This window comes from Paenibacillus allorhizoplanae (genome assembly GCF_927798215.1).
GTDB lineage: Bacteria > Bacillota > Bacilli > Paenibacillales > NBRC-103111 > Paenibacillus_E > Paenibacillus_E allorhizoplanae.
The window spans coordinates 1-26,221 of record NZ_CAKMMW010000004.1 but is presented as its reverse complement, the minus strand read 5'-3'; the positions used below and the strand labels follow the sequence as shown (position 1 = coordinate 26,221).

24 protein-coding genes are annotated in these 26,221 nt (G+C 44.9%); 16 read left to right on the top strand and 8 right to left on the bottom strand.

Going from position 1 to position 26,221, the window contains the following annotated elements; all coding sequences use genetic code 11:
- Nucleotides 1–9 precede the first annotated feature (9 nt).
- From L6I86_RS08970 to L6I86_RS08920, 11 genes are all read left to right on the top strand, one after another.
- A complete protein-coding gene (locus L6I86_RS08970) occupies nucleotides 10–1,020 on the top strand; it encodes an LLM class flavin-dependent oxidoreductase (RefSeq protein WP_236286412.1) in 1,011 nt (336 codons plus the stop codon).
- A 20-nt stretch (nucleotides 1,021–1,040) separates the two neighbouring features.
- The gene (locus L6I86_RS08965; RefSeq protein WP_236286410.1) at nucleotides 1,041–2,228 is read left to right on the top strand and encodes a M20 peptidase aminoacylase family protein; all 1,188 of its coding nucleotides are present in this window, start codon (nucleotides 1,041–1,043) and stop codon (nucleotides 2,226–2,228) included.
- Complete coding sequence (locus tag L6I86_RS08960) at nucleotides 2,225–2,701, top strand: DinB family protein (RefSeq protein WP_236286408.1); 477 nt, start codon at nucleotides 2,225–2,227, stop codon at nucleotides 2,699–2,701. The genes L6I86_RS08965 and L6I86_RS08960 overlap by 4 nt, the downstream gene beginning before the upstream one ends.
- 13 nt (nucleotides 2,702–2,714) lie before the next feature.
- On the top strand, nucleotides 2,715–3,245 hold the full coding sequence (locus L6I86_RS08955; protein WP_236286406.1) for a GNAT family N-acetyltransferase: 531 nt from the start codon (nucleotides 2,715–2,717) through the stop codon (nucleotides 3,243–3,245).
- A 16-nt stretch (nucleotides 3,246–3,261) separates the two neighbouring features.
- Nucleotides 3,262–4,584 carry an LLM class flavin-dependent oxidoreductase gene (locus tag L6I86_RS08950; RefSeq protein ID WP_056614824.1) on the top strand — a complete coding sequence of 441 codons (1,323 nt, stop codon included), beginning with the start codon at nucleotides 3,262–3,264 and terminating at the stop codon, nucleotides 4,582–4,584.
- Nucleotides 4,585–5,274: 690 nt separating this feature from the next.
- Nucleotides 5,275–6,108, top strand: coding sequence for an electron transfer flavoprotein subunit beta/FixA family protein (locus L6I86_RS08945; RefSeq protein WP_236286404.1), 834 nt, complete (start codon nucleotides 5,275–5,277; stop codon nucleotides 6,106–6,108).
- A 24-nt stretch (nucleotides 6,109–6,132) separates the two neighbouring features.
- Entirely contained in the window at nucleotides 6,133–7,269 is a 1,137-nt protein-coding gene (locus L6I86_RS08940; RefSeq protein ID WP_236286402.1) for an electron transfer flavoprotein subunit alpha/FixB family protein, read from the top strand.
- Complete coding sequence (locus tag L6I86_RS08935; RefSeq protein ID WP_056614817.1) at nucleotides 7,266–8,576, top strand: FAD-dependent oxidoreductase; 1,311 nt, start codon at nucleotides 7,266–7,268, stop codon at nucleotides 8,574–8,576. The genes L6I86_RS08940 and L6I86_RS08935 overlap by 4 nt, the downstream gene beginning before the upstream one ends.
- Nucleotides 8,573–8,860, top strand: coding sequence for a ferredoxin family protein (locus tag L6I86_RS08930; protein WP_028554142.1), 288 nt, complete (start codon nucleotides 8,573–8,575; stop codon nucleotides 8,858–8,860). The genes L6I86_RS08935 and L6I86_RS08930 overlap by 4 nt, the downstream gene beginning before the upstream one ends.
- Nucleotides 8,861–9,010: 150 nt before the next feature.
- On the top strand, nucleotides 9,011–11,206 hold the full coding sequence (locus L6I86_RS08925) for an alpha-galactosidase (protein WP_236286400.1): 2,196 nt from the start codon (nucleotides 9,011–9,013) through the stop codon (nucleotides 11,204–11,206).
- A gap of 358 nt (nucleotides 11,207–11,564) precedes the next feature.
- Complete coding sequence (locus tag L6I86_RS08920) at nucleotides 11,565–12,077, top strand: DinB family protein (protein WP_236286398.1); 513 nt, start codon at nucleotides 11,565–11,567, stop codon at nucleotides 12,075–12,077.
- A 41-nt stretch (nucleotides 12,078–12,118) separates the two neighbouring features.
- Here the strand turns inward: L6I86_RS08920 and L6I86_RS08915 are convergent, their stop codons facing one another.
- Nucleotides 12,119–12,346, bottom strand: a complete 228-nt coding sequence (locus tag L6I86_RS08915) for a hypothetical protein (protein ID WP_028554145.1) — start codon at nucleotides 12,344–12,346, stop codon at nucleotides 12,119–12,121.
- Nucleotides 12,347–12,540: 194 nt separating this feature from the next.
- Nucleotides 12,541–13,335 carry an AraC family transcriptional regulator gene (locus tag L6I86_RS08910; RefSeq protein ID WP_236286396.1) on the bottom strand — a complete coding sequence of 265 codons (795 nt, stop codon included), beginning with the start codon at nucleotides 13,333–13,335 and terminating at the stop codon, nucleotides 12,541–12,543.
- A 131-nt stretch (nucleotides 13,336–13,466) separates the two neighbouring features.
- Here L6I86_RS08910 and L6I86_RS08905 point away from each other — a divergent pair, with 131 nt between their 5' ends.
- Nucleotides 13,467–14,237 (top strand): sugar phosphate isomerase/epimerase family protein, encoded by a 771-nt coding sequence (locus L6I86_RS08905; protein ID WP_056614805.1) that lies wholly within the window; start codon nucleotides 13,467–13,469, stop codon nucleotides 14,235–14,237.
- Between the two features lie 32 nt (nucleotides 14,238–14,269).
- Nucleotides 14,270–15,289, top strand: a complete 1,020-nt coding sequence (locus tag L6I86_RS08900) for a Gfo/Idh/MocA family protein (RefSeq protein ID WP_236286394.1) — start codon at nucleotides 14,270–14,272, stop codon at nucleotides 15,287–15,289.
- Nucleotides 15,290–15,415: 126 nt separating this feature from the next.
- Here L6I86_RS08900 and L6I86_RS08895 read toward each other — a convergent pair whose 3' ends face one another.
- Nucleotides 15,416–17,530 carry an LTA synthase family protein gene (locus L6I86_RS08895; RefSeq protein ID WP_236286392.1) on the bottom strand — a complete coding sequence of 705 codons (2,115 nt, stop codon included), beginning with the start codon at nucleotides 17,528–17,530 and terminating at the stop codon, nucleotides 15,416–15,418.
- A gap of 229 nt (nucleotides 17,531–17,759) precedes the next feature.
- Here L6I86_RS08895 and L6I86_RS08890 point away from each other — a divergent pair, with 229 nt between their 5' ends.
- A complete protein-coding gene (locus L6I86_RS08890; RefSeq protein ID WP_420851868.1) occupies nucleotides 17,760–18,605 on the top strand; it encodes a YitT family protein in 846 nt (281 codons plus the stop codon).
- Here L6I86_RS08890 and L6I86_RS08885 read toward each other — a convergent pair.
- Both L6I86_RS08885 and L6I86_RS08880 read right to left on the bottom strand, forming a co-directional pair.
- Nucleotides 18,602–19,312, bottom strand: coding sequence for a response regulator transcription factor (locus L6I86_RS08885; RefSeq protein WP_236286383.1), 711 nt, complete (start codon nucleotides 19,310–19,312; stop codon nucleotides 18,602–18,604). The genes L6I86_RS08890 and L6I86_RS08885 overlap by 4 nt on opposite strands.
- Before the next feature lie 26 nt (nucleotides 19,313–19,338).
- On the bottom strand, nucleotides 19,339–20,688 hold the full coding sequence (locus tag L6I86_RS08880) for a sensor histidine kinase (protein ID WP_236286381.1): 1,350 nt from the start codon (nucleotides 20,686–20,688) through the stop codon (nucleotides 19,339–19,341).
- 145 nt (nucleotides 20,689–20,833) lie between these two features.
- Between L6I86_RS08880 and L6I86_RS08875 the strand changes: the two genes are divergently transcribed.
- The gene (locus L6I86_RS08875) at nucleotides 20,834–21,754 is read left to right on the top strand and encodes a CPBP family intramembrane glutamic endopeptidase (protein WP_236286377.1); all 921 of its coding nucleotides are present in this window, start codon (nucleotides 20,834–20,836) and stop codon (nucleotides 21,752–21,754) included.
- A 94-nt stretch (nucleotides 21,755–21,848) separates the two neighbouring features.
- Entirely contained in the window at nucleotides 21,849–22,748 is a 900-nt protein-coding gene (locus L6I86_RS08870) for an aldose 1-epimerase (RefSeq protein ID WP_276574834.1), read from the top strand.
- Nucleotide 22,749: 1 nt separating this feature from the next.
- Here L6I86_RS08870 and L6I86_RS08865 read toward each other — a convergent pair whose 3' ends face one another.
- The 3 genes from L6I86_RS08865 to L6I86_RS08855 all read right to left on the bottom strand — a co-directional run bounded on the left by L6I86_RS08865 (nucleotide 22,750) and on the right by L6I86_RS08855 (nucleotide 25,897).
- A complete protein-coding gene (locus tag L6I86_RS08865; protein WP_236286375.1) occupies nucleotides 22,750–23,130 on the bottom strand; it encodes a YmaF family protein in 381 nt (126 codons plus the stop codon).
- 57 nt (nucleotides 23,131–23,187) lie between these two features.
- On the bottom strand, nucleotides 23,188–25,281 hold the full coding sequence (locus tag L6I86_RS08860) for an LTA synthase family protein (protein ID WP_236286373.1): 2,094 nt from the start codon (nucleotides 25,279–25,281) through the stop codon (nucleotides 23,188–23,190).
- Nucleotides 25,282–25,357: 76 nt separating this feature from the next.
- Nucleotides 25,358–25,897, bottom strand: coding sequence for a DsbA family oxidoreductase (locus L6I86_RS08855; protein WP_236286371.1), 540 nt, complete (start codon nucleotides 25,895–25,897; stop codon nucleotides 25,358–25,360).
- Nucleotides 25,898–26,221 lie beyond the last annotated feature (324 nt).

Genomic DNA, 26,221 nt, shown 5'->3' with positions numbered 1-26,221 from the left:
TGTATGAACATGGGGATTAAATTGAGTATTTTAGATCAAAGTGTCGTATTTCCAGGCGAAACAGCCTATGACGCTTTTCAACATACGATTGAGCTTGTACAGAAGGCGGAGTCGCTCTCTTATAACCGATTCTGGGTATCCGAGCATCACGATTCCGAACAAGTAGCGGGTTCTTCACCCGAAGTCTTAATTTCACATTTACTGGCCAAAACAGAGCGCATTCGCATTGGCTCAGGCGGCATCATGCTGCAGCATTACAGCCCCTATAAGGTGGCTGAGAACTTTAATGTATTAGCTTCTCTAGCTCCAGGCAGAGTAGATCTCGGCATTGGCCGTGCTCCAGGCGGATTGCCTCGTTCAACAAAAGCGTTGCAACAGGGAATTACAGAAGCAGCTACCTTGACGGAGAAGTTAGAGGATTTACAACAATTTGTGAAAAATCAACTGCATGATGAGCATCCCTTGAAGGGATTGAAAGTCTCGCCAATTCCAAGTGTGCCTGTGGAGATTTATATCCTCGGAGCAAGTGCAGCGAGCGCGCAATCGGCTGCTGAGGCTGGTTTACCATATGTTTTTGCCCAATTCATTAATGGTGATCATACGATTGCAGAAGCGGCATTTGAAGCTTATCATCAACATTTTAATAAGGAAAAAGGCACACAACCTAAGCTTCTCTTGGCACTCTCACTTATCGTAGCAGATACGGAAGAAGAAGCTGTTGAGCTTGCAGGCGAATACAAGAATGTCAAAATTCATTTGGAAAACGGCAAGACGTTAACTGTCGGAACGCTTGAGCAAGCGGAAGAATATGGTCGCCAAACGCAGGCCAAATTTACCGTTGAAGAGAAGCAAGCGGAAATTACGAAGGGTACGAAAGAGACCGTACGTCAAAAACTGATCGAGATACAGCAGAAATATAATATTGATGAATTTATCGTAACGACATCTGTGAAAGATTTTACCAAACGCCTGCGTTCCTTTGAACTGCTGAGTGAAGCATTCGCGGAATTGTTAGTGTAGGCCCGAAGGAGGCATGTGAAATGAGTGCAACAATTTTCCAGCAGACGTCATCGGATTTGGCACAGAAGTTGGTGAATATTCGACGACATTTACATCAGCATCCTGAATTGTCGCATGAGGAAATTCAAACAACTGCTGCGATTCATGGTTGGCTCACGGAAGCGGGGATTCGTATTGCAGATTTCCAGCTGAAAACGGGGCTTATTGCAGAGGTCGGCGGCTTGCAGGAAGGGCCAATTATTGCCATACGTGCTGATATTGATGCCCTTCCGATTCAAGAAGCTACAGGGCTTCCTTATGCGTCGCAGGTTGCAGGTAAGATGCATGCATGCGGTCATGATTTTCATACAGCTGCAGTGCTAGGCGCTGCGATATTGCTCAAAAAACACGAGAGTGAGCTAAAGGGAACAGTGCGATTCATTTTTCAACCAGCGGAGGAGAAGGCGCAAGGCGCCGAGCTGGTGATAAGCAGCGGCGCACTTGAAGGAGTTCGCGCAATATATGGCATGCATAACAAACCCGATCTTCCTGTCGGCACGATAGGGGTCAAAGATGGGCCGCTAATGGCGGCGGCGGACGGATTCGTGATCGAAGTTGAAGGACGTGGCACACATGCGGCTGTCCCGGAAGCGGGGATCGACCCCATTGTAACGGGAGCGCATATCATCACGGCACTTCAATCTATCGTTAGCCGCAATGTTAGTTCATTGCAAAGTGCGGTCATTAGTGTGACACGCATTCATAGTGGAACTGCTTGGAATGTGATTCCTGATAAAGCCATTCTGGATGGCACATTGCGCACATTTGATGAGAATGTCCGCGCACTTGTTATCGAGCGATTGGAGCAGGTTGTGCATGGTGTTGCCGCTGCTTATGGGACGAAGGCAGCTGTTCGGTGGATCAAAGGACCACCATCTGTGTTCAATGATAAGCAATTAGCGCTGTTGGCAAAAGAAGCTGCAGAACAAGCTGGTCTGAATGTCATTACACCTGTGCCGTCACCAGCAGGCGAGGATTTTGCTTTTTATCAGAAGAAAACTCCCGGTGTCTTCGTATTTATGGGCACATCAGGTCCACAAGAGTGGCATCATCCTGGTTTTGATATAGATGAAAGAGCTTTGCCGATTAGTGCGCGATATTTTGCTATTTTAGCTCAAAAAGCCTTAAAAAACCTATCATCCGACAACCCATTGGAGGTATCCATATGAGTACAACAATTCCCGATTTATCAGCCTATTTGCACACGCATCAACAACTTCAGGAAGCTATCCAGGGACTGAGCGGAGAGCAATTGGTTTGGAAGCCAGCGCTGGATAAATGGAGCGTAACGGAGGTTCTATCTCATTTGGCCGACCATAACATTGTCGTTTCGTTCCGAATCCGTGCTATTATTTCGGGTGCATCGGCTATATTGCCGGCATTTGATCAAGATCCATGGGTCAGCAGTGCCAAAGCCAATGAAGGTTTAGCTTCCGATATTTTAGTTTTATTTCAGTCTTTACTCGTGTATAACCATGAGCTTTTTGGCCGATTATCTCCCGATGATTGGCAGAAAACAGGCGTTAATTTCAAAGGACAAACACTCACACTCAAAGATGTTGTTGACTCCTTTATTGCTCATGTGCAGGTTCATTTGGCACAAATTGCACGAATCAAGAATGCGTTGGAAGCGCACGTTTAGGGAGGGATTCAGTATGACGGATGCAAAAGTCGTTCACATTCGGGATGCCAATGATGGTGACCGTGACGCGATTCGAAGAGTTCTTGAAGATGCCTATGGTCAGTATCGGGATGTACTGCCTCCAGAAGGCTGGGATCAATATAAGGAAAATATTATCGCTTCTGTGGATAGTAGTAAGCCTATAGCACGGATTATTGCACTAATTGACGATGAAGTTGTGGGTAGCTCTCAGTTGTTCCAATCCTCCGAAGCCGCTTACGGCGCGCCAGAGCTTGAGATTGAGTCACCTATTCTTCGTTTACTAGCGGTTTCTCCAAGTGCTAGAGGCAATGGAATCGCTACCGCATTGATTAAAGCAAATGTAAGACGCGCTGCGGAGTTAGGTGCTGCTACACTTCATTTGCATACGTCGGATATGATGGAATCGGCTGTGAAGTTGTATGAACGTTTAGGCTTCGAACGCGCTTATGACAAGGATATTCAAAAAGGTGAAATACTCGTTAAAAGCTATCGGTTACACATACAGACTGCAGCGATATTGTGAAAGGACGGAGAGAACGATGACGAAACAAAAGCAAATCAAACTAGGCGCCATCATTCATGGCGTAGGTGGTCATGTGTCAGGCTGGAGACATCCTGAGGCAATTACAGATGCCAGTGTGAATTTTGGCTTTTATAAACAACAAGCACAGAAAGCCGAGTCCGGTAAATTCGATCTTGTATTTATCGCTGATGGCTTATATATTACGGAGAAATCGATCCCACATTTCCTAAATCGATTCGAACCAATTACCATTCTATCTGCGTTAGCCTCGGTCACCTCGCACATTGGACTGGTGGGGACGTTATCGACGTCATACAGTGAGCCTTTTACAGTGGCCCGTCAATTTGCTTCCATTGATCTAATCAGTGACGGTCGTTCCGGTTGGAACGTCGTTACCTCTCCACTAGAAGGTTCAGCTAAAAACTATAGCAAAACGGAGCACCCATCTCATCCCGAGCGCTATCGGATCGCCAATGAATATTTGGAAGTGACACGCGGGCTATGGGATTCGTGGGAAGATGACGCTTTTGTACGTGATAAGGAGAGCGGTGTGTTTTTTGACCCCAGCAAGCTCCATACATTGAACCACAAAGGTGAATATTTCTCTGTCCAGGGGCCGTTGAATATTGCTCGTTCAAGACAAGGACAGCCGGTCATATTCCAAGCAGGCGCTTCAGAAGATGGCCGAGCGTTTGCTGCGAAAGTGGCAGATGCGATTTTTGCAGGACATGAGTCGATTGACGAAGCGAAAGCCTATTATGCGGATATCAAAAAGAGAGCTGCCTCCGAAGGCCGTAATCCGGATGAAGTAGTTATTCTACCGGGCATTGCCCCGATAATCGGACTCACAGAAGAAGAAGCCGAGCGCAAGTATCAAGAAGTTGCGAACCTCGTCACCATTGACAAAGCGCTGGATTATCTAGGCCGATTCTTCGAGCATCACGATTTCTCTCAATATCCGTTAGATGAACCATTCCCAGAGCTGGGTGATTTCGGGAGCAATAGCTTCCGCAGCGGAACTGACAAAATTAAGCAAACTGCCAAAGAGAAGAACCTTACGCTGCGCCAAGTGGCTTTAAATGTAGCTACGCCTCGTAACGAATTCACAGGTACTCCTGAATATGTGGCAGATCGCGTGCAAGCATGGTTCGAAGAAAATGCCGCAGATGGTTTTATCATCGCCGCTGCATTGCCAAAAGGATTGGACGACTTTGTTGATCACGTTGTGCCAATTCTACAGGAGCGCGGATTGTATAGAACCGAGTATGAAGCAGATACGCTTCGTGGAAACCTCGGCATCCCTGTACCGGCGAATCGATACACGAAGGTGAATGTGTAGTTAAAATTTGAATCACTAGGTATCTGTAAGACTGTCCACATGGCTGAAAAGCCAGTGGGCAGTTTTTTCTCTGTACCAAAATCGTATCCAAAACATAGCAGCTAACTTAATTACTCACCCGAATTACCCAATCCATGGCCCCCACGGAGGATACGGACCTTACGGACCCCAAGGACCCCACATAATCCACTCAACCTAGCCCATCTCACGGGAACCTATAGACGCACCCCACGGTGTTCCCCACTAATCTATCGAGAGAAACCATTTTCTGAGGTATCTACAATAAATAATTGGAGCTAGAAGCTTCCTTTGGAAGAACGATTTATGACTTTTCGAGTAAAAAGGGGAGCTGGATTTTTCGGAAATAGAATAATTATTAAGTTTACTTTAGCGAGTTATTGAATTACCTTCATGCCACTTGTAGAGACCACAGAAAATGCCTTTCAGTGAAATAGTCTGTCGAACATGAGCATGTATCTCAATTTTTTCAAGACTTTAGTCAAGTTCCGTACCTTCGCGCATATACTGTGTTAGATTCTTATCTTTATGTTTGTTCGAAAGGCAATTAATTGCTCTGAAAGCGATTACGTATCGACATTTACGTGACAAAATTCACAATGATGACAGGCCCACCAAGGCCTGTGGTAAAACATGCAAGCCACTTCCCCGCAGAAATAGGAGGGTGCAGAGATGCTGCATATTGTCGTCTGTATTAAACAAGTACCGGATTCTAGAGAAATTCGCATTGATCCCAAGAATAATACGCTCATTCGTCAAGGTGTTCCCAGCATTGTGAATTTCTATGATATGCATGGTTTGGAAGAAGCATTGCGCATTAAAGATGAGCAAGGTGCGCGCATTACAGTTGTCACGATGGGACCGCCACCCGCTGAAAAAGGACTTAAAGAATGTATTTCTTTAGGCGCTGATGATGCCGTGTTGGTGACGGATCGCGGGTTCGCAGGAGCGGATACGCTAGCGACTTCCTACGTTGTTGCTAGAACAATTCGCAAAATTGCGGAAACGTGGGGGCCGGTGGATATCGTATTTTGTGGAAAACAAACGTTAGATGGTGATACAGGACAAGTTGGCCCAGGCGTAGCCTGCCGATTGGATTTGGAACAACTTACCTATGTGAATAAAGTGGTTAAGGTCGATGAAGAAAAACGCAAAGTACGCGTTCATCGTTTGCTGGAGGATGGCATTGAAGTGGTTGAGACAAGCATGCCAGTACTGATCACCGCATTGAAAGAGCTGAATAAAGTGCGACGAGCATCATTGCCGGGCATGATTCGAGCGGCCAGATATAAGCCTACAGTATGGACTACGGCAGATTTTCCAGATTTGGAGCGGGCAAAGATTGGACTCAAAGGCTCACCAACAATAGTTGCCAAAACGTGGGTACCCGAGATCAAAGCGGTCAATACGCAAATGATCACTTTCGATAGTCCAGAAACTGGCGCAGCTCAATTGGCCGACAAGATATTGACGAAGGACATGCAGAGCCTATTAGAATGGGCTTAAAAGTTAGGAACGGAGGATGACACGATGGCAAGAGAAATCGAACAGATTGATCCATCGATGCCGGACTGGTCGGCATATCGTGGGGTTCTAATCGTCGTTGAGCAGCGCGAGGGCATCGCGAAAAAGGTGTCCTGGCAGCTGCTAGGCGAAGGCAAAAAGCTAGCAGCAAAGCTGGAAGCGCCGCTTATGGCGCTCGTCATCGGCGAGAATGTCGCACATCTCGCTGATGAAGCCGTGGCCTACGGCGCGGATCGGGTTTACCTTTGCGAAGCCGCGGAGCTTCGCAACTACAGGACCCGGCCTTACAGCCGGGTCTGCCTGAAGCTGATCGAGGAAGCGAAGCCTGAGATCGTGCTGTTCGGCGCGACAGCGACAGGTCGCGACCTAGCAGGTGCGATTGCAACGCATCTGCCGACGGGGCTGACGGCCGACACGACACAGCTCGACGTGGAGCCGCCGCCGTCGCGGTTATTGCTGGCTAGCCGGCCGGCTTTCTCCGAGAAGATGATGGCCACCATCCTCTGCAAGCAGTACCGGCCGCAGATGGCGACAGCGCGCGCCGGCGTGTTCCAGGCGCTGCCGAAGGACGCGGAGCGCCAAGGGGAGATCATCCGTATGGAAGCCACGATGCGGGAGGAAGAGATTGACGCGCAGGTGCTTGACTTCCTGCGCGAAACAGGGAAGCTCAATCTCGAGGACTGCGAGATTATCGTGGCTGGGGGCCGTGGACTTGGCGGACCCGATGCTTTCAAGATGCTCGCCGAGCTAGCGGACGCGCTCGGCGGTGTCGTTGGCGCGTCACGCGCTGCTGTTGATGCGGGCTGGATCAGCCATGAGCATCAAGTGGGGCAGACGGGCGCGACGGTACGGCCGAAGCTCTATTTCGCCATCGGCATCTCCGGCGCTGTTCAGCACACGGTCGGGATGAGTCATGCCGATGTCGTCGTTGCGATCAATAAGGACGAGAAAGCACCTATTTTCCAATTCGCCCATTACGGTCTTGTTGGGGATTTATTCAAAATTGTTCCTGCGATTACAGAGGAATTCAGGAAACGTCGTACGCTTTCCGGCATTCACCCTCAGGTGGTTGATGCCTCAATATCCACTACACAGACGCAGTCAGAGGCGACCTTCGCCCGAGAAAGGAGTGAAGCGAAATGAATGAAAAATTCGATGCCATCGTCGTTGGCGGTGGTCCCGCCGGAGCGGCTGCAGCGTTAACAATGGCCCGAGCTGGGTTATCGGTTGTACTGCTCGAAAGAGGCGAGTTTCCAGGCGCTAAGAATATTTTTGGCGGTGTCCTCTATCGGAAGCAAATCGAGGAGCTTGTTCCTGAGTTTTGGACAGAGAAGAATTTTCCGATGGAGCGCTATATTGTGGAACAGCGGATCTGGATGATGGGCAAAGAGTCCATGGTCACGTTCGGCCATCGCAATGAAGCCTACAAAGAGCCTTACAATTGCTTCACGGGTCTGCGGGTCAAATTCGATCAGTGGTTCGCTGAAAAAGCTGTAGCAGCAGGCGCCATTCCGATTTATGAAACTGTGGCATTGGACGTTATTCGGGAAGGTAATAAGGTTGTTGGCGTACGAACAGACCGAGATGATGGCGATTTATATGCGGACGTTGTCGTCATTGCTGATGGTGTTAACTCCTTGCTCGGTAAAGCCATGGGGATTCATAAGGAATGGATGCCGGATGAGGTGTCTTTAGCGGTCAAAGAGGTTATTGCACTGCCACGAGAGAAGATAGAGGACCGCTTTGGACTTGAGGGGGACGAAGGTGTCACCATCGAATTTATGGGCGAAACCTCGCTCGGTATGGCGGGTATGGGCTTTCTATACACGAATAAAGAAACGATCTCGTTAGGGGTCGGTGTAATGGTCAACCATTTGCGGGATAAAAAGGTGAAGCCATACGCTGTACTTGACGCAGTTAAACAGCATCCGATGATTCGGAAGTTGATTCAAGGCGGGGAGACCAAGGAATATTCCGGTCATCTTATTCCAGAAGGGGGCTTCCATTCAATACCAACCCTTTCTGGTGATGGCTGGTGTGTCTGTGGGGATGCCGCGCAGTTGATTAACTTTGTCCATAGGGAGGGGACGAATCTCGCTATGACCTCGGGCCGATTGGCCGGGGAGGCCATTATTGAAGCGAAAGCACGCGGGGATTTTACAGCCCCAACGATGCATCTCTACGATAATAAAATCAAAGAATCTTTTGTACACAAGGATCTGCAGAAGTACAAGGGAATGCATCAATTTTTGAAAGAGCAGGATCCTGAGTTATTGTTCGATCGACTGCCACGTGCTGTAAACGAAGCCGCTTACAATATGTTCCTCGTGGATGGGATTACGAAAGCCGAAAAGCAAAGAATGGCCATGAAGCTCATCAAAAATGCCGCTGGCGGTACGGTAAACTTGATGAAGCTGGGCTATAAGGGATGGAGGGCGATGAACGGATGAGCCAAAGTGATATTTCAGATAAACTGTTCACCATTCGTTACAAATGCGATGATAAATCCCACCTTGTAATTAAAGACAAACAAACCTGCTTGAATTGTGTGACGAAGGACTGCAATTATTTCTGTCCTTCCGATGTGTATGAGTGGGAAAAAAAGCTTAAGATCACAACTGTTGCATTTGAAAACTGTATTGAATGTGGTACATGTCGCATAGCGTGTCCTTCTTATAACATCGATTGGGTGTATCCGAAGGGCGGCCATGGGATGACGTATAAGTACGGTTAATTGAGCTAAGCTGATAAAATAGAGCCGAGACCGTTTAGAGGTCTTGGTTCTTTTTTTGCGAAAAAACGACATTCCTCCATATGTAGGTGTAGTTTCTCCATAGTTTTGTTTCCTTCTGGACACGATAATAGAGGATAGGAGGGATTTATAATGACGATTTCTTTTGAACCTGTACAAGGTATATTTCATTTGCAAAATAAACATATGAGCTATGTGATTCAGCTTATTAATGGTTCCTATCCAGCCCACGTGTACTGGGGCCGCTCTATACGATCTGGTCAACTCGGCACGGTGATTCAATATAAGGAACGAGCATCTTTTAGCCCGAATCCGGTTAAGGAAAATAGAAAGATCTCCTTCGATACGCTTCCACAGGAGTATCCTGCTTATGGGACAAGCGACTTCCGCGAGCCTGCGTATCAAGTTGCGCAACCCAATGGTTCGACGATTACTGAGCTTGTCTATGACAAGCATCGTATCGTGCAAGGAAAGCCAGTACTTGATGGCTTACCATCTACGTATGTAGAAGCAGATCATGAAGCTGAAACGCTAGAAATTGAGCTTGTTGATAAAGTAGCCGGCTTTCGAGCCATTCTTTCGTACACGATTTTCGCCGATCATGCGGCTATCACACGTTCTGTTCGTTTCATTAATGAAGGAACGGCTGAACTTAAGCTTTTGCGAGCATTAAGCTTGAATGTAGACTTTCCGCATGCCGACTGGGATCTGTTGCATCTCTCAGGTAGTTGGGCGCGTGAGCGTCATATTGAAAGAAGAGCCTTGGCTCCAGGTAAATTAACCGTTGAAAGCCGACGTGGATCAAGCAGTCACTCCCATAACCCGTTTATCGCTTTGCTTGCCAAAGATGCGAATGAAGACTACGGAGATGTGTATGGTTTTAACCTCGTATACAGCGGGAATTTCGCAGCGCATGCCGAAGTCGATCCTTTTGCTACAGCACGAGTCTCTATCGGAATCAATCCTTTTGATTTCAGTTGGCTGCTAGAGCCAGGACAACAGTTCCAAACACCTGAGGCTGTTATGGTGTACTCTGGTCAGGGGATTGGTGAGATGTCCAGAGCCTATCACCGCCTATACCGTACGCGACTGTGCCGCGGAAAATTCCGTGATCGTGTGCGACCTGTCCTAGTCAACAACTGGGAAGCGACGTATTTCGATTTTAATGCAGATAAAATTGAAAGTATTGCTCGTGCCGGAAAAGAGCTTGGTATTGAGCTTTTCGTATTGGATGATGGTTGGTTCGGCAAAAGAAATGATGATACGACCTCACTTGGGGACTGGGTTGTCGATAAGGCGAAGCTACCTGGTGGACTTGAAGATTTAGTAGAGCGAGTGAATAAGCTAGGCTTGGAATTCGGTTTATGGTTTGAACCAGAGATGGTATCACCTGAGAGTGATTTGTACCGGAAGCATCCAGATTGGTGCTTACATGTACCGGATCGTCGTCGTACAGAAGGTCGTGGACAGCTGATTCTTGATTTTTCACGCGAAGAGGTTTGTAATGGCGTGATGGACATGCTGCGTAAAATTTTAAGCAGTGCGCCTATCACATATGTCAAATGGGATATGAATCGGAATATGACGGAAATTGGCTCCGCGGCCTTGCCACCTGAACGTCAAAGGGAGACAGCACATCGCTATATGCTCGGCTTGTATCGCGTAATGGAAGCCATTACTACCGAATACCCGCATATCTTATTTGAAAGCTGCTCCGGCGGTGGTGGGCGTTTTGATCCAGGTATTCTGTATTACATGCCGCAAACATGGACGAGCGATAACACGGATGCCGTATGCCGTTTGAAAATCCAATATGGCACCAGTATCGTGTACCCTGTTAGTTCCATGGGGTCGCATGTATCTGCTGTACCTAATCATCAAGTTCATCGCATGACGTCCTTGGAAACCCGCGGTCATGTAGCCATGTCCGGTAACTTCGGCTATGAGCTTGATCTGACGAAGTTCACAGAAGAAGAGAAAGAGCTCGTCAAACGTCAGGTTGCCGACTACAAACAACTTCGACCGCTTGTTCAGTTTGGCGATATGTATCGCCTGTTGAGCCCGTTCGAGGGGAACGACACCGCGTGGATGATTGTCTCCGAGGACAAGACACAAGCCATGGTTGTGTTCATCCGAGTGCTTGCAGAACCGTATGCGCCGTTGAAGACGTTACGCTTAAAAGGACTCAACCCTGACTTCGATTATGAAATCGAAGGTTCGGAAGGGCTCTTCCCTGGCGATCATCTGTTATACGCCGGTATTCCTGTCGTCGGATTGCATAACGACTTCCAGAGCAAAATCTGGCTGCTGAATGCTAAGCAGCAGTAGATGTAAACCCCTATTTCCCTTTTTGGGAAATGGGGGTTTTTCGGAGGTTTCACTGCGGCGAAATTCAATTTCTGTAGTATCTGCAACAACAATTTTCGTTCAAATATCCTAGTCAGATAGGGGAGAGACTGGAGAAGGTAATGAAAGTGAAGAAGTTGAGAGGTTGAAGAGTTGTCGTGTGATGGGAGTTCATCTGCTCTTGTAGATACCTCAGAACATCGTTTCAGCGAAATAGACGAGGGTGACATGAACTAGATTTTGCTCAACTTACATTGGAAGATGATTCATTTTTCGGGAACTTTGCGATATGATAGATAGATTCATACCATCATATTAAGTGAAGGGAGACAATTCTAACATGCTGCAACGACCAAGTCATGACGAATATTCATCCTACTATACGGGGTATATCGGGCTGGTACCCGAAGGCGACTATGTATCCATTTTGAATAGTCAAGAAAAGGCACTCGGATCCCTATTTTTACAATTAACAGAGGAACAGGCTTTATCTCGCTATGCACCAGGGAAGTGGAGTTTGAAGGAAGTACTGGCTCATATTACGGATACAGAGCGAATTATGAGCTATCGACTACTCCGCATTGCTCGTGGAGACACGACGGATTTACCTGGCTTTGATCAAGACATTTTTATTGCCAATACATCTTTCGACGATGTGGCTTTAACGGATTTGGTGAAGGATTTCCAAGCCGTGCGACAAGCTACATTGGCGTTGTTGCCTACCATTACCGAAACAGCGTGGACACGTGTTGGTACAGCGAATACGTTCGCAATTTCTGCCCGTGCTATTGCTTACGTGATCGCAGGTCATGCCCAGCATCATCTTAATATCGTTGAACAGAAGTACTTGTAGCAAAAAAGCCTGAAATCCATCAGTGGATTTCAGGCTTTTTTTTAGTAAAGTGATAAGGCCAACGAATCTCGTTCATTCAATGAATGAAGAATCGCTTCGCACCCGACAATCTCGATGCTAATGATTGAATCCAGACATTTCTTGAGTGTTGCTCTACCTTTGGTGACCTTGGCCTCAAGTGCTGACTTCAGTAAATTGAACTTCTTTTTATTTTTCTCATCGGAGTATACGGGTACAGGTTTGTTATGAATCGTTATAAACATTTTCATGAGTTCCACCATCCTAAGAATTGGATATAGTACTAGCATATCGGATTATTATTAATAGAACCTTAAAATAGTTTTACAATTTTAAGACAAATAAGAGATTGCTATGTATTTTCGTATATAGATAATACGATTTAGCGGCTGAAAATGTTTCATACAATAGCTAGAAAAATTGAATATTGTGTGAATTTAATCAACTAAGTGTGCTGCATGTTCTGTCGATAGGCTTTGGGTGACGTACCGAAACGTTGTTTAAATGCACGATGAAAGTAAGGGTAAGAACCAAATCCACAGCTAAGAGCAATTTGTTCTAAGGACATGGAGCTATCATGCATACGCTCAACTGCACTGGATAGGCGTACTTCAGTGGCATATTGGATCATTGTTTTACCAAAATATTCTTTGAACAAATGGACAGCTCGGGAGATACTAAGTCCTACATGATCTGCGACATCTTCAATTTTGAACGCTGCCGTAGCATGTGCCTCAATAAATCGTTTCATGCGAGTGCCAGTGAAAGGGCGACCTTGCACCGTTTCTGTTGCTGCTCGTTCAAGATAAAGGCAGAGCGCTTGGAGCAAATAACTGCTTAGCTCGGGATTCTCTTCTTCCATTCTGCGTTTCTCGAGGCTTAATTGCCGCCATAGTGAGATTAATCTGGGGTCGAGGTCAATGCGCATGCAAGTAGGTTTGTTGTTACGTTTCCACCATGCATCAATCCAATCGCCTTTGCAAAATAAGTAGTAATCGCCGCTGGCGATTTTCTGATCAGGTTGCGTCTTCGCCTGTTCGATTCGCAGCTCGTAAGGATCACCAGGTTTAAACAAAAGCAGATGACCTGCTTCTATCGGGACCATACGGCCATCAACAAGGGCTTCACAACTGCCTTCTGTCTGTAGTCGAAAAAGATAATAAAGTAGTCCTGATTTATTACTGTTATAAAACGGGTCCATATGAAATGAATACCCACAAGTTAATAGTTCAGCTTTCATGTGATTTCGCCTTTCGTAGCCAAATAAGAGATGTTTTAATTATATCGTGAATGGTCATAATAGGCTAATTTCGATTATACTTATGCCAAGATTACTATTCATGATTTCACTATGAGAAAAGAGGAGAACAAATGGGACGTTTAGGAATTGGACTTCAATTGTACACATTGAGAGATGATATGGCACGTGATATGGAAGGTACACTTCGCCATGTTGCGAAGTTAGGATATGAGGGTGTTGAGTTTGCTGGTTATTATGACATGCCTGCGGATAAGCTTAAAGGTTTGCTCGATGAGCTAGGATTGAAAGCTTTCGGAAGTCATATCAGCTTGCAAAGATTCCGTGAAAATTTCCAAGGTGAAATCGATTATTTGAAAACAATCGGTGCTACATATGCCATTTGCCCTTATGTTGGTGCAGAAGAGCGCGAATCCGTTGACCAATGGAAAGCCCTAATCGCGGAGTGCCAAGCACTAGCGGTTGAGACGCAAAAACAAGGCTTGCAATTCCTTTATCACAATCATGACTTCGAATTCCATTACAAAGTGGAAGATGAGTTCGTTTTCGATGCGATGTATGCGAATAACGATGCTATTAAAGTCGAAATGGATGTATGTTGGGTGCAATTTGCAGGACAAGATCCATTAGCTTACATTGCTAAATATGCTGGACGTCTTCCTTTGGTTCATTTCAAAGATTTCACAAAGGATGCTGATGGTAAACTAGTTACTTTGGAGCTAGGCTTAGGGGATGTTCCGCTAGATAAAGTTATCGTTGCTGCCGAGCAAGCTGGCGTAGAGTGGCTAGTCGTGGAACAAGATAACTGTCAGAAGGCACCTTTAACTAGTATCGAAAACAGCTTTAACTGGGTTAAAGAGCATTATTTAAACGTTCATAACTAATTTATTCTTATAATTGAAGGAGCATTTATCACATGAGTAAAATTAAAGTAGCCGTCATTGGCTGTGGTTCCATTTCCAAACATAGACATATCCCAGAATACGCATCCAATTCAAATGTTGAGCTAGTTGCATTTGTTGATCCGATCATTGAAAGAGCACAACACTACGCTGAATTGCATGGTGGTAAAGCTTATAGTAACTATGTTGACATGTTGAAAGCTGAGAAAGTTGACGCTGTTAGCGTTTGTACACCGAATTACCTTCACGCCGAAATCTCCATCGCCGCGGCTAACGCTGGCGCGCATGTGCTAGTTGAGAAGCCAATGGCTACTTCGGCTGCTGAATCCGAAGCAATGATTGAAGCTGCGAAGAAAAATGGCGTATTCTTGATGGTTGGTCACAACCAACGTCTAATGCCTCCACACGTGAAAGCGAAAGAAATCTTGGAATCAGGTAAACTTGGAAAAGTTCTTACATTCCGTACATCATTCGGTCATCCAGGTCCTGAGGGCTGGAGCGTTGATGGTCGTGAAAGCTGGTTCTTCCGTAAGGAAGAAGCTATTATGGGCGCTATGGGCGATCTAGGCGTACACAAGTCCGATCTTATCCGTTGGTTGCTTGATGATGAAGTTGCTCAGGTAGCTGCATTCGTTGGTACGCTTCACAAAGAGGGTACAGACGTCGATGATAATGCTACTTGCTTGCTTCGTATGAAGAGCGGAGCTACAGGTTCCTTAGTAGCAAGCTGGACTTACTACAAAGGCCAAGACAACTCCACGGTTCTATGGTGTGAGAATGGTGTTATCAAAATTGATACAGACCCTAACGATCAAGTGATCGTTGAGCTTCGTAATGGTACAGTTGAGCGTTACAAAGTAGGTCAAGTCGCAACGAATGAGAAACAAACATCTAGCGGAGTTATCAGCGAGTTCGTTACTAGCATTCTAGATAATAAACCTCCTCGTATTTCTGGCGAAGAGGGCTACCAAGCATTGAAAGTAATTCTTGCAGCGTTCGAATCCGAAGCGACTGGCAAAATCATTAATCTTTAGTATATAAAGTTTGTAACGAGAGCTCATCCCTTCACGGGATGGGCTCTTACTTATTTTCAGCAGCAGGTTAATAAGCAAAAGCCCCTGATCCTCAAAGTGAGAATCAGGGACTGCCAACAAGCTTTATTAACGTCCGCCAATATCAATGGAAACCGAATTCGATTTGCCTACAATTGTTTCTTTGGAGTCCTTCACCTGTACTTGGATGTCCCAAAGTCCTGTTTTGAGTAGAGCCCCTTCAACTAACGCGGTACAAGTATGCTCATCTTTCCAAGTCGTAGGTATCGCTTTTCCGTTCAAAGTTACGTAACCTAGAGGTGGAAGATTATTACCAGATACAGTGAGTGTTAAATTCGTCCTACCTGAAATATCTTGGGAGTCAGCTTCTACCTTATCTAAACTGATTGGGCCGAAACCAAGCATATATTTAGGATCAATAATCGGTGTTTGATAGTTTTTGTATGCGTGTCGATCTCCGAATAGAATATCATACTGCAAAGTTTCGTAATTCTTCAAATCATCTTCTTTGATATTCATTTCGTCAAAATGATCTTTAGGTGGGATAACTGGATACTTTTTAGCCAATTCCGTTAAGAAATTCGTATAATAATTGCCTTGTTGCTTCGATAATTCGATTAAATAAGGACCTAAGAAGGAAGGGCTAATATTCAAATTGTCTTTACGTTCGGTATCGAAATTATTCCATACGACCAATGGAACACTGTACATCTTTTTCAAGAAATCAGGATCGTCTTTACCGCTAATATATTTCGTGTCAATATACGTTGCGTAATCATCACCAAGTGCTGGCAGGTGGTCGCCCCAGAATGCAATAATCGTAGGCTCGCCTTTTTTCTCGTAGTATTCCACTAATTCCTTCAACATATTGTCAGACCCGTTAATACCTTGAGCAAGCGTTTCAAGCATCCCAACGGAAGAAGCGGAGAAGTTGCCTGTTACGTTAAACGTGTTTTTCGGGAACTTGCCTGGGAAGTAATGAAAGTGATTCTCCATCGTGTTCGCAAACACGAAATCCGAGCCTGAGCTTTGCTCAGTTGCATGAATAATGTTAGCAGCAACTTCGCTATCTGCAATATAAGGACCGGAATACGTCGGTTTAAAATATTCAATCGGGATATATTTAGAAAATCCGAAGTCTTGATAAATTTTATTACTGTTGAAATACCAGTTATAAAAAGGACTAATAGCTGTTGATGTATAACCCTGACGTGCATAAATACTCGCTAATGAATCGACTTCATTTGAAATATATTGATTATAGGCAATAGAGCCTTGTGGTAAGAAACGCATTGAGTTCCCCGTAAGAACCTCGAATTCCACATTCGCTGTTCCGCCGCCATACTGAGGTGACAGCATCGTTCCACTTGTTCCCGACTTCTGTAGCTTATGGAAGAAAGGAATCGGATCTTTGTCGAACTTAGCGCCTGAGATAAGGGTGGGATCCCAGAAGGATTCGCTTAAAATGACAATAACGTTCGGTTTAATTGGTGTTGTTGAATCCCCAACTTTAATAGGTGGCTTGGGTGATGCATTCACGATAGCTTCAATGGCTTTATCATCATAACCTTCTTGGGAATTAGAGAACATTTCTTTGGTATTCAGTACTGTAGCAAGCGCATATCCGTTTGTTTGGGTGTTCTGCACTTGATTCCAGACAGCTGCTTCGATACCAAACCACTTCTGAACAGGCAGTGGCAGATCCGTATAGACAGCTAAAAACATAACTAAACCAATTCCAGCAAGAATTGCTCGTTCTTTTAAGGCTACTTTTTTAATAAACATGGTTGTACGGTAGAGGATGAAGTAACTGCCAACAAGGAACAGGAGAATGACAGATAAGACGTTAAATGTCAAAATGTTGGATAAATACTTCACCATATCAGAGGCTTCGCCTGCTACAACTAAATCCCATGGCGTCAAAGGTACGCCTAGTATTTTGAGCTTTACGCCGCTAATAAGGGCCAAGATAACGAGGAAACCGGCAATGACCCAATATGCGATTCGAGTTCGCCCAATGATGGCAACGAATAACAACAGAAGGCTTATTACGATCCACTCGTTGAAAAGTAGCTCTAGAAAATGCTTGAAGCTCCATGACAACATTTCAGTGTAGTTCCCGCGGCTCAAGATTTCCATGATCAGAACTGGGATTAATGCAAGAAGTAAAAGTGGCAGTCTTGGCCGAATTACCGATAACAATCGTTCAATGTGTTGTTTCATAGATTCTCCTGTACAAATATAAGTTAAAAGTCCTTTGAACACCTGATATTATACCATGCCTTTCGACATTATTCGATGGTATCTCTATGAAAAATAGATAGAATGCAGGAAAATCGTGGCTATATCGAGAATACTTAAAAAGAGGAGATAAGTTAGGGGGGACTCGCGTATGGCCAAAGAACAAATGCAGCTAAAAAGAGAAGCAGTCATGCAGCTTCAACATCGAAAAATGACAAAAAGTGCTTTTTTTCGTCGTGGATTGTTCTTATTCATTGGTGCCGTTTTAATGTCTGTTGGGTTAGAAATTTTTTTAGTGCCGAATCGAATTATTGATGGAGGCATTACGGGAATTTCGATCATTTTATCTTATTTAACACAAGGGCCGATCGGTGTGTTCCTGTTCTTATTAAATATTCCTTTTTTATTCATTGGTTATAAATTGATTGGTAAAACCTTTGCTTTATCTACGCTTTTCGCTATTCTTGTCATGTCGACAGGTACGGCCTTGCTTCATCCTGTGAAGGAGCTTACGAATGATCCGTTGTTAGCCGCGGTATTCGGCGGGATTATTCTTGGCATAGGCGTGGGGATGGTTATTCGTTTTGGGGGATCACTGGATGGGACAGAAATCGTTGCGATTCTCGTTTCGAAAAAAATTCCTTTCTCGGTCGGTGAGATCGTTATGTTTCTAAACTTATTCATTCTTGGAAGTGCAGGGTTTGTCTATACCTGGGACCGTGCCATGTACTCGTTAATCGCTTATTTTATTGCTTATAAAATGATTGATGTCACCATTGAAGGGTTCGATGAGTCGAAGTCGGTGTGGATTATTAGTGACAACTTTAGAGAGATAGGCGGGGCTATCATGGACCGCTTAGGACGCGGGGTCACCTATTTAGAAGGTGAAGGCGGATTCTCTGGTGATAACAAGAAGGTTATCTTTTGTGTGATTACGCGTTTGGAAGAAGCCAAGTTGAAATCCATCGTGGATGGACTTGACCCCAAAGCATTTCTTGCAGTTGGCAATATCCATGATGTCAAAGGCGGAAGATTCAAGAAGAAAGATATCCACTAATCGGATTTCTCCTTCTTGATTTCATTATCCTTTTGTGAAGAACCTCGCTCGAAAAACCCTAAATTTCTTAACTGCTGAGCAGCATCCTTGCTGCTCGGGCTTCCGAGCTTTTTCAAAATATGCCCAACATGAATTTTAACTGTTCGCAATGAAATGAAGAAACGGTTCGCAATTTCCGTCTGCGTATGGCCTTGATCGATCATATCAAGAACTTGAAGCTCCGTTGGGGTTATGAGATCCCGGACCTCTTTGATCTTGAATTGCTGCTCCAGCCGTTTGAGTCTGCGGAACTCCTCGCGCATTTGTTCAGAAACAGCTGCATTAATAGCGGACTTGCGCGCATGTGCAGCCCGAATAATGCCTGGGAGCTCCTCGAAACGAGACTTAATTTGATAATCAATCGCACCTGCTTGAAAGGAACGGAAAATGAAATCCTTTTCCTCCATGGAGGTTAACATGATGACTTTGGCTCCCCAAGACAAGAAGGCTTGCTCCGCAAGACTTATGCCCGCGGGTTCATTTTGAAGCATAATATCCATAAGTACGACATCAGCAGAAGGCGTGGCCTGACTAAATAACGCTTGAGCATCTTCTGCTGTAGATCGGCTCTCCACGACAGTCATATCTCCTTGACGATTCAAGTAATCCGTCAGACCGCGCAGCCAGTCTAAATCATCTTCCACGATGAGTATGCGAATTGCATCCATTCCGATATTCCCTCTCCTCCGCAAGTCTAACGCTGTCCCGGAAATGTCAAATAAACACTTGTACCTTTACCGGGTTCACTGCTAATTTCCAAACTACCACCATGTTTTTTCATGACGCTATAGCAATAAGCTAGGCCGAGACCAAAGTTATTCCGGTTACCACTTTTTGTCGTGTAAAAAGGTTCTACTGCTTGCTTGAGGACGGATTTCTCCATGCCCATGCCTGTATCTTTAATTTCAAGAACCATATTTTTCTTGTTTGAAAAAGCTTTTATAGAAAGATCTCCACCGCTGCTCATCGCTTCGATGGCATTCATAAGAATGTTTGTTAATGTTTCTGTGACCTGGATCTGATCAAGTTTAAGTTCGAGCTGATCAGGCAACTCAACAATTACATGAATCTTTCCTAAATAGACTTCTAGGGATTCTAGCACATCTTGCAGCAACTGAACGACGTCAACCTGTGAAATGCGCAGGGGCAATTCTTGTGTTTGCTCATGAACACGGCTAATCATTTCCTGAATATGTCTAGAGGCGTTCATGACCACATGAATGTCCTGTATAAGTTCGGTTTGCCCTGTGTCTGTTGCATGTTGGTTCATCTTTTCCAGAAATAACCGCATTTTTCCTACATCATTTTTGATGGCATGGTTAAGAATGGCCGTACCAGACGTAATGGCGCGGAGCGTAGAATCCAGCTTACGGCGCTCAATGAGCAGCCTGATACCGAGAAACCCATATTTGAAAAACGTAAATACAAAGAAAGGGACCACAAAGGCCAAAATCCATACATGATAGATCCACAATCGATAAAAACCGAAGCTGGGCATGACATAATTGAGCACACCAACACAAAGTATGGGTGGAATCAGTGCTAGGCAGGTGAACAAATGGGTTCGCCTCATGGCCGGGAGATGTTCCTTTTTGAGTACAATCAGTAAAGCACCTATGAAGATGTATGGGAAGGCCCAGATCGCGACTACGCTGAATTCTATGGGCATTTCTTCGGTATACCCTGGCAATAAGATCAAACAGACAAGTGGCGGTACTAGCAATACTAGCGGTAACCATGTGCGCAGAAGAGGCTTCTGCCAAGTGGAATGATAGGCTAAGGATAGCATTGCGAAAGCGTAGGGTAAGCCATAATAGGAAAGTAAGGAGCAGATGCTCATCACACGATAAAAGAATGCACTTAGTGATGGATTTGGTGATGTTACCTGAAAATAGGGAATGATATCCGCGGATATGACAGCTGCTAACGCTCCAGAACCGCCGGTAAAAGCCACCGCGCTCATCCAGCGCATGGTACGTGAACCGGGATCTACTATAAGTAGTCCTGATGCGATGAACCAAAGTGCAAATAGGACAAAAAGCATGTGTTCCCCCTCAATCGAGTCAATATATAGTCTTATTGTGGCATGACGTAATCGTTTGCACAAGAGTTTCCTTTCTAAGAAATGGGAGGATTTGGGCATAAATTCTCGAATTGTTCATAGACGAAAGGAGTGAACCGAAATCGAAGTGAAGAAGAGAAGATCATTTCCAATCCTTCAGATTGTGGGGAAAGTACTGCTAACCCTCATTTTTATCATCGTTATTACGGTCATTTTATCTATTGCTGCAGCTGTCTTTGTCGTGAGGTTAAACCCAGATCTTATCGTAAGCATGGAGGCTGTCACGAGTAATCCCTTTTTTATTAAAGCGTCATTATGGGCACAGATTGTAGGTTTTATAAGTGGTGTTTGTTTAGGTTTCTATTTATTTGAGCGGAAAAAGGGTTGGAAATTAGGACTGCACACGGTTCAGTTCGGCCGTCGGTTTGGAGAAGGTTTCCTATGGGGGGCCGTGCTGATAACCCTTAGCAGCTTAGTGATATGGCTATTCGGAGGCATCCATTTTGTTCAAGTGGAATGGAGCTTATCAAAGGGTTATGCAATAGGCGGGAGCTTTCTTCTCTTTATTGGCGTAGCGATCAATGAAGAGCTGTTTGCACGCGGGTATTTACAAGGTCTTGTGAAAAATCGCTTAGGGCCGACAATAGCTGTAGGGGTGTCGACGATTGTTTTCGGCCTGCTGCATAGCTTTAATCCAGGGATGTGGACGACGGCTCTGCCTTTTATCAATATCCTTTTGGCAGGACTTTTGATGGGTTTGTGTCGTGAGTTGACAGGTAGTCTATGGATGCCCATAGGGCTGCATTTAGCATGGAATTTCATGCAGGGATGTATATTTGGCTTTGATGTTTCAGGGATTCCCATGTCGTCACTCATTACGACAGAAACGAAAGGTACTATTTACTTGTCTGGAGGAGCTTTTGGGGCAGAAGGAAGCTTAATTACGAGCATAATTCTTGTGCTTGGCATCATAATGATTTATAACTATTATCAAACGCGAAATCGTTTTAACCATACAACGCAACCTATTATGAAAGACAATATGTAGTAAGGGGGATTCATCTTTGAGCCAGTATGAAATTATACATAGTGAATGGGAAGGGGAGTCGACGCTTCAACTCGTCGACCACTTGAATGAAGCCGTGGCCGAAATTATTCCGGCCGTCGGTCTACACCTGTTCCGCTTCGATGTGCGGAACCACAGTTACATCGCGAAGCCCGACGATTTGTCGGAGCTTCGCGTCAATTCCTCGCGCTACGGCGTGCCCATTCTGTTCCCGCCGGGGCGTGTAAAAGAAGCGGCCTTCACCTTCGGTGGCCGCGAATACCGGCTCCCGGCGAATCGGGAGCCAGATCACGCCCACGGCCAGCTGCGCGAGCGGCCGTGGAAGGTCGTTGCCAGCGGCGTGGACGCAGCTGGCGGGGCTTATGTCTCCGCGGAGTTTGACATCGCGGAGACACCGGACATGCTGGCGTATTTCCCACACGCCGCATGCTTCCGCTTTACGTACCGTCTGCAGGACGGTACGCTGTCGCTCAGCGGTGAAATCGCCAACCGAGGCGGCAATGCCATGCCGCTTTCACTTGGCTTTCACCCATACTTCGCGTTCGCGGAGGGCGAAGCCGACCGTGTGCGGGTAACCATTCCAGCGGCAGCAGAATGGCCGCTTACCGCTGGTGGGTTTGCGGCAGGGGTGCCTGTGCCGACAGCGCTCTCAGCGGCCTTGCAGGAGGGCGCGAAGGTCTCGTCGCTGCCAGGATATCCTGGCGGATCACAGATGCTGAGCATCGCATCTGGGTCACAAATATGCGAAATTGCATACGAAGCTCGTAACACGAAACTTATCTTTGATATGGGTGACAAATTCCCAATTCACGTTCTATTCACAGCGCCATGGTCAAACGCAGTTTCCCTTGAACCTTACACAAGCATCATGAATGTGTTCAATGAATCATATCCGGCTGAAATCACAGGTGCGCGAAGCTTGGAACCAGGTGCAACCTTCGCCTTCAACTGGGCAATTCGTATTGAAACGAAGTAAGCTACCAAGGTTCATATCCAAAACCGATTGACGAATAACCTTGATAAGCATGCTGATGGAGCTCTACAATGATCCCTTCCATTTGTGCAGATTTAGCAAGCGCACCGCGTCTTCCAGTGTTGTATAGATTAAGATCCACAACACCTTGGAGCAAATGAATATGAGCTCCGTTCGCTACAGCAATTGGCGGGCCAGTAACGCCATAAAAAGCGTGATAATGACCATATTTAATCCCTGAAATACCTTGATATTGATGGACATGTTGGTCATAAGAAGTACCGTTCACATTGAACGTGTACAGTCGCAAAAGATGATGGTGCCCTAGTTCTTCCGTAGTTAACGTTGTGAAGAAATGTACATGAGCTGGTGGAATGCGCCTCATCACACAAAAGCCCCCTATGAGTAGGATATGCTTCATCCTATTCGTAGGGGGCTTTTGTCATGACGATGGTAATGTATAAAGATTGGATTGACCGATTTTCATCTTTTTATCATCATATATACGTACTTCAACTTGTTGCGACTTACCTAGTTCAATTACAGGATTAGATGCGATATCAACATAAAGCGTATCTTTTCCATCGAAATTAGACTTAACTTCCTGCCCATCAATATATACATTACAGGATGAGAAAAATGGCGAACCTGTTACTTTAACTTTTTTGTCTTCTACCGTGACTTTTGAAATGATAGGATCACCATATCCTAACGTATACGCGGGTTGGACAATCGTATCTTTGTATCCTTTCGCTTCATAGCCGTATCTGCCCCCGAACAGATTATCATACTGCAGCTTCTCATACCCAGTGAGATCGCTCTCCTTAATGTTAAATGTCGACCACATGTCTTGGGGAGGAATGACTGGTATTTTCTTTGATAAATCATATAAATAATCCGTATAATAACTTCCCTTTATACCTGCCAAATGCAATAGCATAGGCCCCAAAAATGAAGGACTAGAAGTTAAATTCAGTTTCTCTTGGTCAGCAGGGACGAAGTTATTCCATATTACAAAAGGTGTGTAATGTGTCTTCGTATACAGATCGGGGTCATTAGGCAACACATATTTGGCATCACGATATACTTTATAATCTTCCTCAAAGAAAGGGAAATGGTCCCCGAAAAACAAAATAATCGTCGGATCTGACTTTTTTGAATAATAATCAACCAAAGATTGCAGAGCCTGATCCGTAGCTGTAATGCCTTGTGCATAAGTTTCTAGAATACTTTTTGACTCTGCCGAAATATCACCAGTAACCTGAATCGTATTTTTATTAAATTTATCGGGAGGGTAAGGATGGTGATTTTCCATCGTATTAGCAAAAATGAAATCAGGTCCAGCACTTTTTTCTGTTTCCTCAATAATTTTGTTCACAACAGCATGATCCGCATAATTAGGTCCTGAGAAATCATTCGGGAAATATTCACTTGAGATAAATCGGGAAAATCCGAAATGCTTATACACTTTTCTGCTATCAAAGAAATAACTGAAAAATGGATTGATCGCGGTTGCCGTATATCCTTGTCTAGTTGTAATGCTTGCTAAAGAGTCGACACCGTGATTCATATATTCGATATAGGGAATGATTTTATCAGGTGATTTTCCGAAAAAACGCATGGAGTTCCCCGATAAAACCTCAAATTCAACATTTGCTGTACTACCCCCGAATTGAGGAGATAACATCTTGCCGCTTGTGAATTTTTTCTGCAACTCATGCAAATGTGGAATAGGATCGCGGCTAAAAGTTACATTTTTCATCGTCGTCGGATCAAAAAAGGACTCTCCTAGCAAAACAATAATATTTGGTTTTTTGTCATTTGTAGCTGGTTTTTCTGGGATTTCGTCCAGAAGAGACGTAATTGCGTTCTTACTGTATCCATCTGGTTTCGCTACATGTAAAAAGTTAAGCATTTGAACAGTTGAGAACAAATAACCATTTTCATCATAGGTAATCGTTTGATCCCAGGGGACCGTGTAAATCCCATATAGTTTTGTAAACGAAAGGGGCTTATCCGCATACAAACTAGTTGCCATTACAACTGCGATTACACCGTAAACACTGCGTTCGATCCAGTGAAGCTTCATTTTACGATTGCGTAAAATGAGATGAAACAAACAAGCCACAATAACTATAAACAACAAGGTATATCCAACAATACGATTCGTAAAATATTCGCTCAAAAACTTCCTATACGCCATAAGTTGGTTATTAAAATAAAGATCCCATGGATAATAAGGTGCGCCAATCGCCTTTAACTTACTGCCGCTAATCGCCCCAAGTGGCAACAAAAAGGCACAAAGGAGCCAAAACGACAGCTTAGAACCACCAGTAACAGCGATAAGAAACAAATACATGGCTCCAACAACGAAATAGGCAAGCACCATGGCTAAAGGATACGTTGTCATCCAATGATGGAACTCCTTGTAAGTGCCCCTTTCCAAATATTCAACCATACACATCAATAAAAACGGAAGTATCACAATCATTGCGCGAGTAGGCAGCTGCTTAAGTGTCTTAAGTAAAGTAGTCATTCGTAAAACTCCTATTTATCAGTTTATAAAAACCCGACTCTCCACGTGGAGATGCCGGGTGATATTGAACTTTAGATCACGCTTCATACGTACCCTCTGCACTAATTTGCTCCAATGCTTGCAGAAAAGTTGCTGCGGGTTGAGCACCTGTTAACGCATATTTACGGTTAATTACGAAAAAGGGGACCCCTGTTACGCCGGCTTGAACGGCAAAAGCAATGTCATCTTCAACCTGCTCAAGACCTTGTTTAGCAGCAAGTTGGATACGAGTTTGATGCAGATCCATGCCATGCAGACTAGCGGCTTCAAGAAGAAAATCGATGTGACCAATATCTTTTCCATCCTCAAAATAAGATTTGAACAAGACCTCAACAAGCTGCTGCTTGACTTCTTCAGGTGCGATCGCAATGAGCTGATGCGCTTTTAATGTATTTGGCATTTTCGTGATTTGCGCAAAATCAAAATGTAAACCCGATGCCTGTCCAGCCTGAGTCACTTGTTGGAGCATTGCTTGCAGTTTGCTCTCATCAGCGCGAAATTTAGTACGCATAAGCGTCGCGAAATCTGCACCTTCGACGGGTGTCGAAGGATCAAGTTGATACGCGCGATAATGCAACTCAACAGGTTCTGCAGTAAATTATTCTAGCGCATCCATCAAATTCTTCTTCCCGATGCGGCACCAAGGACAGACTAAATCTTGAAATATCTCAATTCTCATATCGAATAAACTCCTTCAAACATTGCTTCAGCTCCATTCAACATTATAACCCAAAGATGATAAATGTCACCATGAAACACAAACCGTAAATCGACCTTATATGCGAACATCCATACAAAACATCTTCAACACAGCATTCCGAGCAAAACCATCCAAATCAAACTAACGCATAGCAAACCTTTCCCTAACCCAAACCAACCCCCAACCCCCAACCCACAAACC

Bases quoted from the DNA above. Each gene is read 5' to 3' on its own strand.
- L6I86_RS08905 (WP_056614805.1), top strand. From the start codon at position 13,467: ATGGGACGTTTAGGAATTGGACTTCAATTGTACACATTGAGAGATGAT.
- L6I86_RS08925 (WP_236286400.1), top strand. From the start codon at position 9,011: ATGACGATTTCTTTTGAACCTGTACAAGGTATATTTCATTTGCAAAAT.
- L6I86_RS08920 (WP_236286398.1), top strand. From the start codon at position 11,565: ATGCTGCAACGACCAAGTCATGACGAATATTCATCCTACTATACGGGG.
- L6I86_RS08955 (WP_236286406.1), top strand. From the start codon at position 2,715: ATGACGGATGCAAAAGTCGTTCACATTCGGGATGCCAATGATGGTGAC.
- L6I86_RS08960 (WP_236286408.1), top strand. From the start codon at position 2,225: ATGAGTACAACAATTCCCGATTTATCAGCCTATTTGCACACGCATCAA.
- L6I86_RS08970 (WP_236286412.1), top strand. From the start codon at position 10: ATGGGGATTAAATTGAGTATTTTAGATCAAAGTGTCGTATTTCCAGGC.
- L6I86_RS08885 (WP_236286383.1), bottom strand. From the start codon at position 19,312: ATGGATGCAATTCGCATACTCATCGTGGAAGATGATTTAGACTGGCTG.
- L6I86_RS08950 (WP_056614824.1), top strand. From the start codon at position 3,262: ATGACGAAACAAAAGCAAATCAAACTAGGCGCCATCATTCATGGCGTA.
- L6I86_RS08945 (WP_236286404.1), top strand. From the start codon at position 5,275: ATGCTGCATATTGTCGTCTGTATTAAACAAGTACCGGATTCTAGAGAA.
- L6I86_RS08890 (WP_420851868.1), top strand. From the start codon at position 17,760: ATGACAAAAAGTGCTTTTTTTCGTCGTGGATTGTTCTTATTCATTGGT.
- L6I86_RS08910 (WP_236286396.1), bottom strand. From the start codon at position 13,335: ATGAAAGCTGAACTATTAACTTGTGGGTATTCATTTCATATGGACCCG.
- L6I86_RS08895 (WP_236286392.1), bottom strand. From the start codon at position 17,530: ATGAAACAACACATTGAACGATTGTTATCGGTAATTCGGCCAAGACTG.
- L6I86_RS08930 (WP_028554142.1), top strand. From the start codon at position 8,573: ATGAGCCAAAGTGATATTTCAGATAAACTGTTCACCATTCGTTACAAA.
- L6I86_RS08940 (WP_236286402.1), top strand. From the start codon at position 6,133: ATGGCAAGAGAAATCGAACAGATTGATCCATCGATGCCGGACTGGTCG.
- L6I86_RS08965 (WP_236286410.1), top strand. From the start codon at position 1,041: ATGAGTGCAACAATTTTCCAGCAGACGTCATCGGATTTGGCACAGAAG.
- L6I86_RS08935 (WP_056614817.1), top strand. From the start codon at position 7,266: ATGAATGAAAAATTCGATGCCATCGTCGTTGGCGGTGGTCCCGCCGGA.
- L6I86_RS08915 (WP_028554145.1), bottom strand. From the start codon at position 12,346: ATGAAAATGTTTATAACGATTCATAACAAACCTGTACCCGTATACTCC.
- L6I86_RS08860 (WP_236286373.1), bottom strand. From the start codon at position 25,281: ATGACTACTTTACTTAAGACACTTAAGCAGCTGCCTACTCGCGCAATG.
- L6I86_RS08865 (WP_236286375.1), bottom strand. From the start codon at position 23,130: ATGAGGCGCATTCCACCAGCTCATGTACATTTCTTCACAACGTTAACT.
- L6I86_RS08900 (WP_236286394.1), top strand. From the start codon at position 14,270: ATGAGTAAAATTAAAGTAGCCGTCATTGGCTGTGGTTCCATTTCCAAA.
- L6I86_RS08880 (WP_236286381.1), bottom strand. From the start codon at position 20,688: ATGCTTTTTGTCCTATTTGCACTTTGGTTCATCGCATCAGGACTACTT.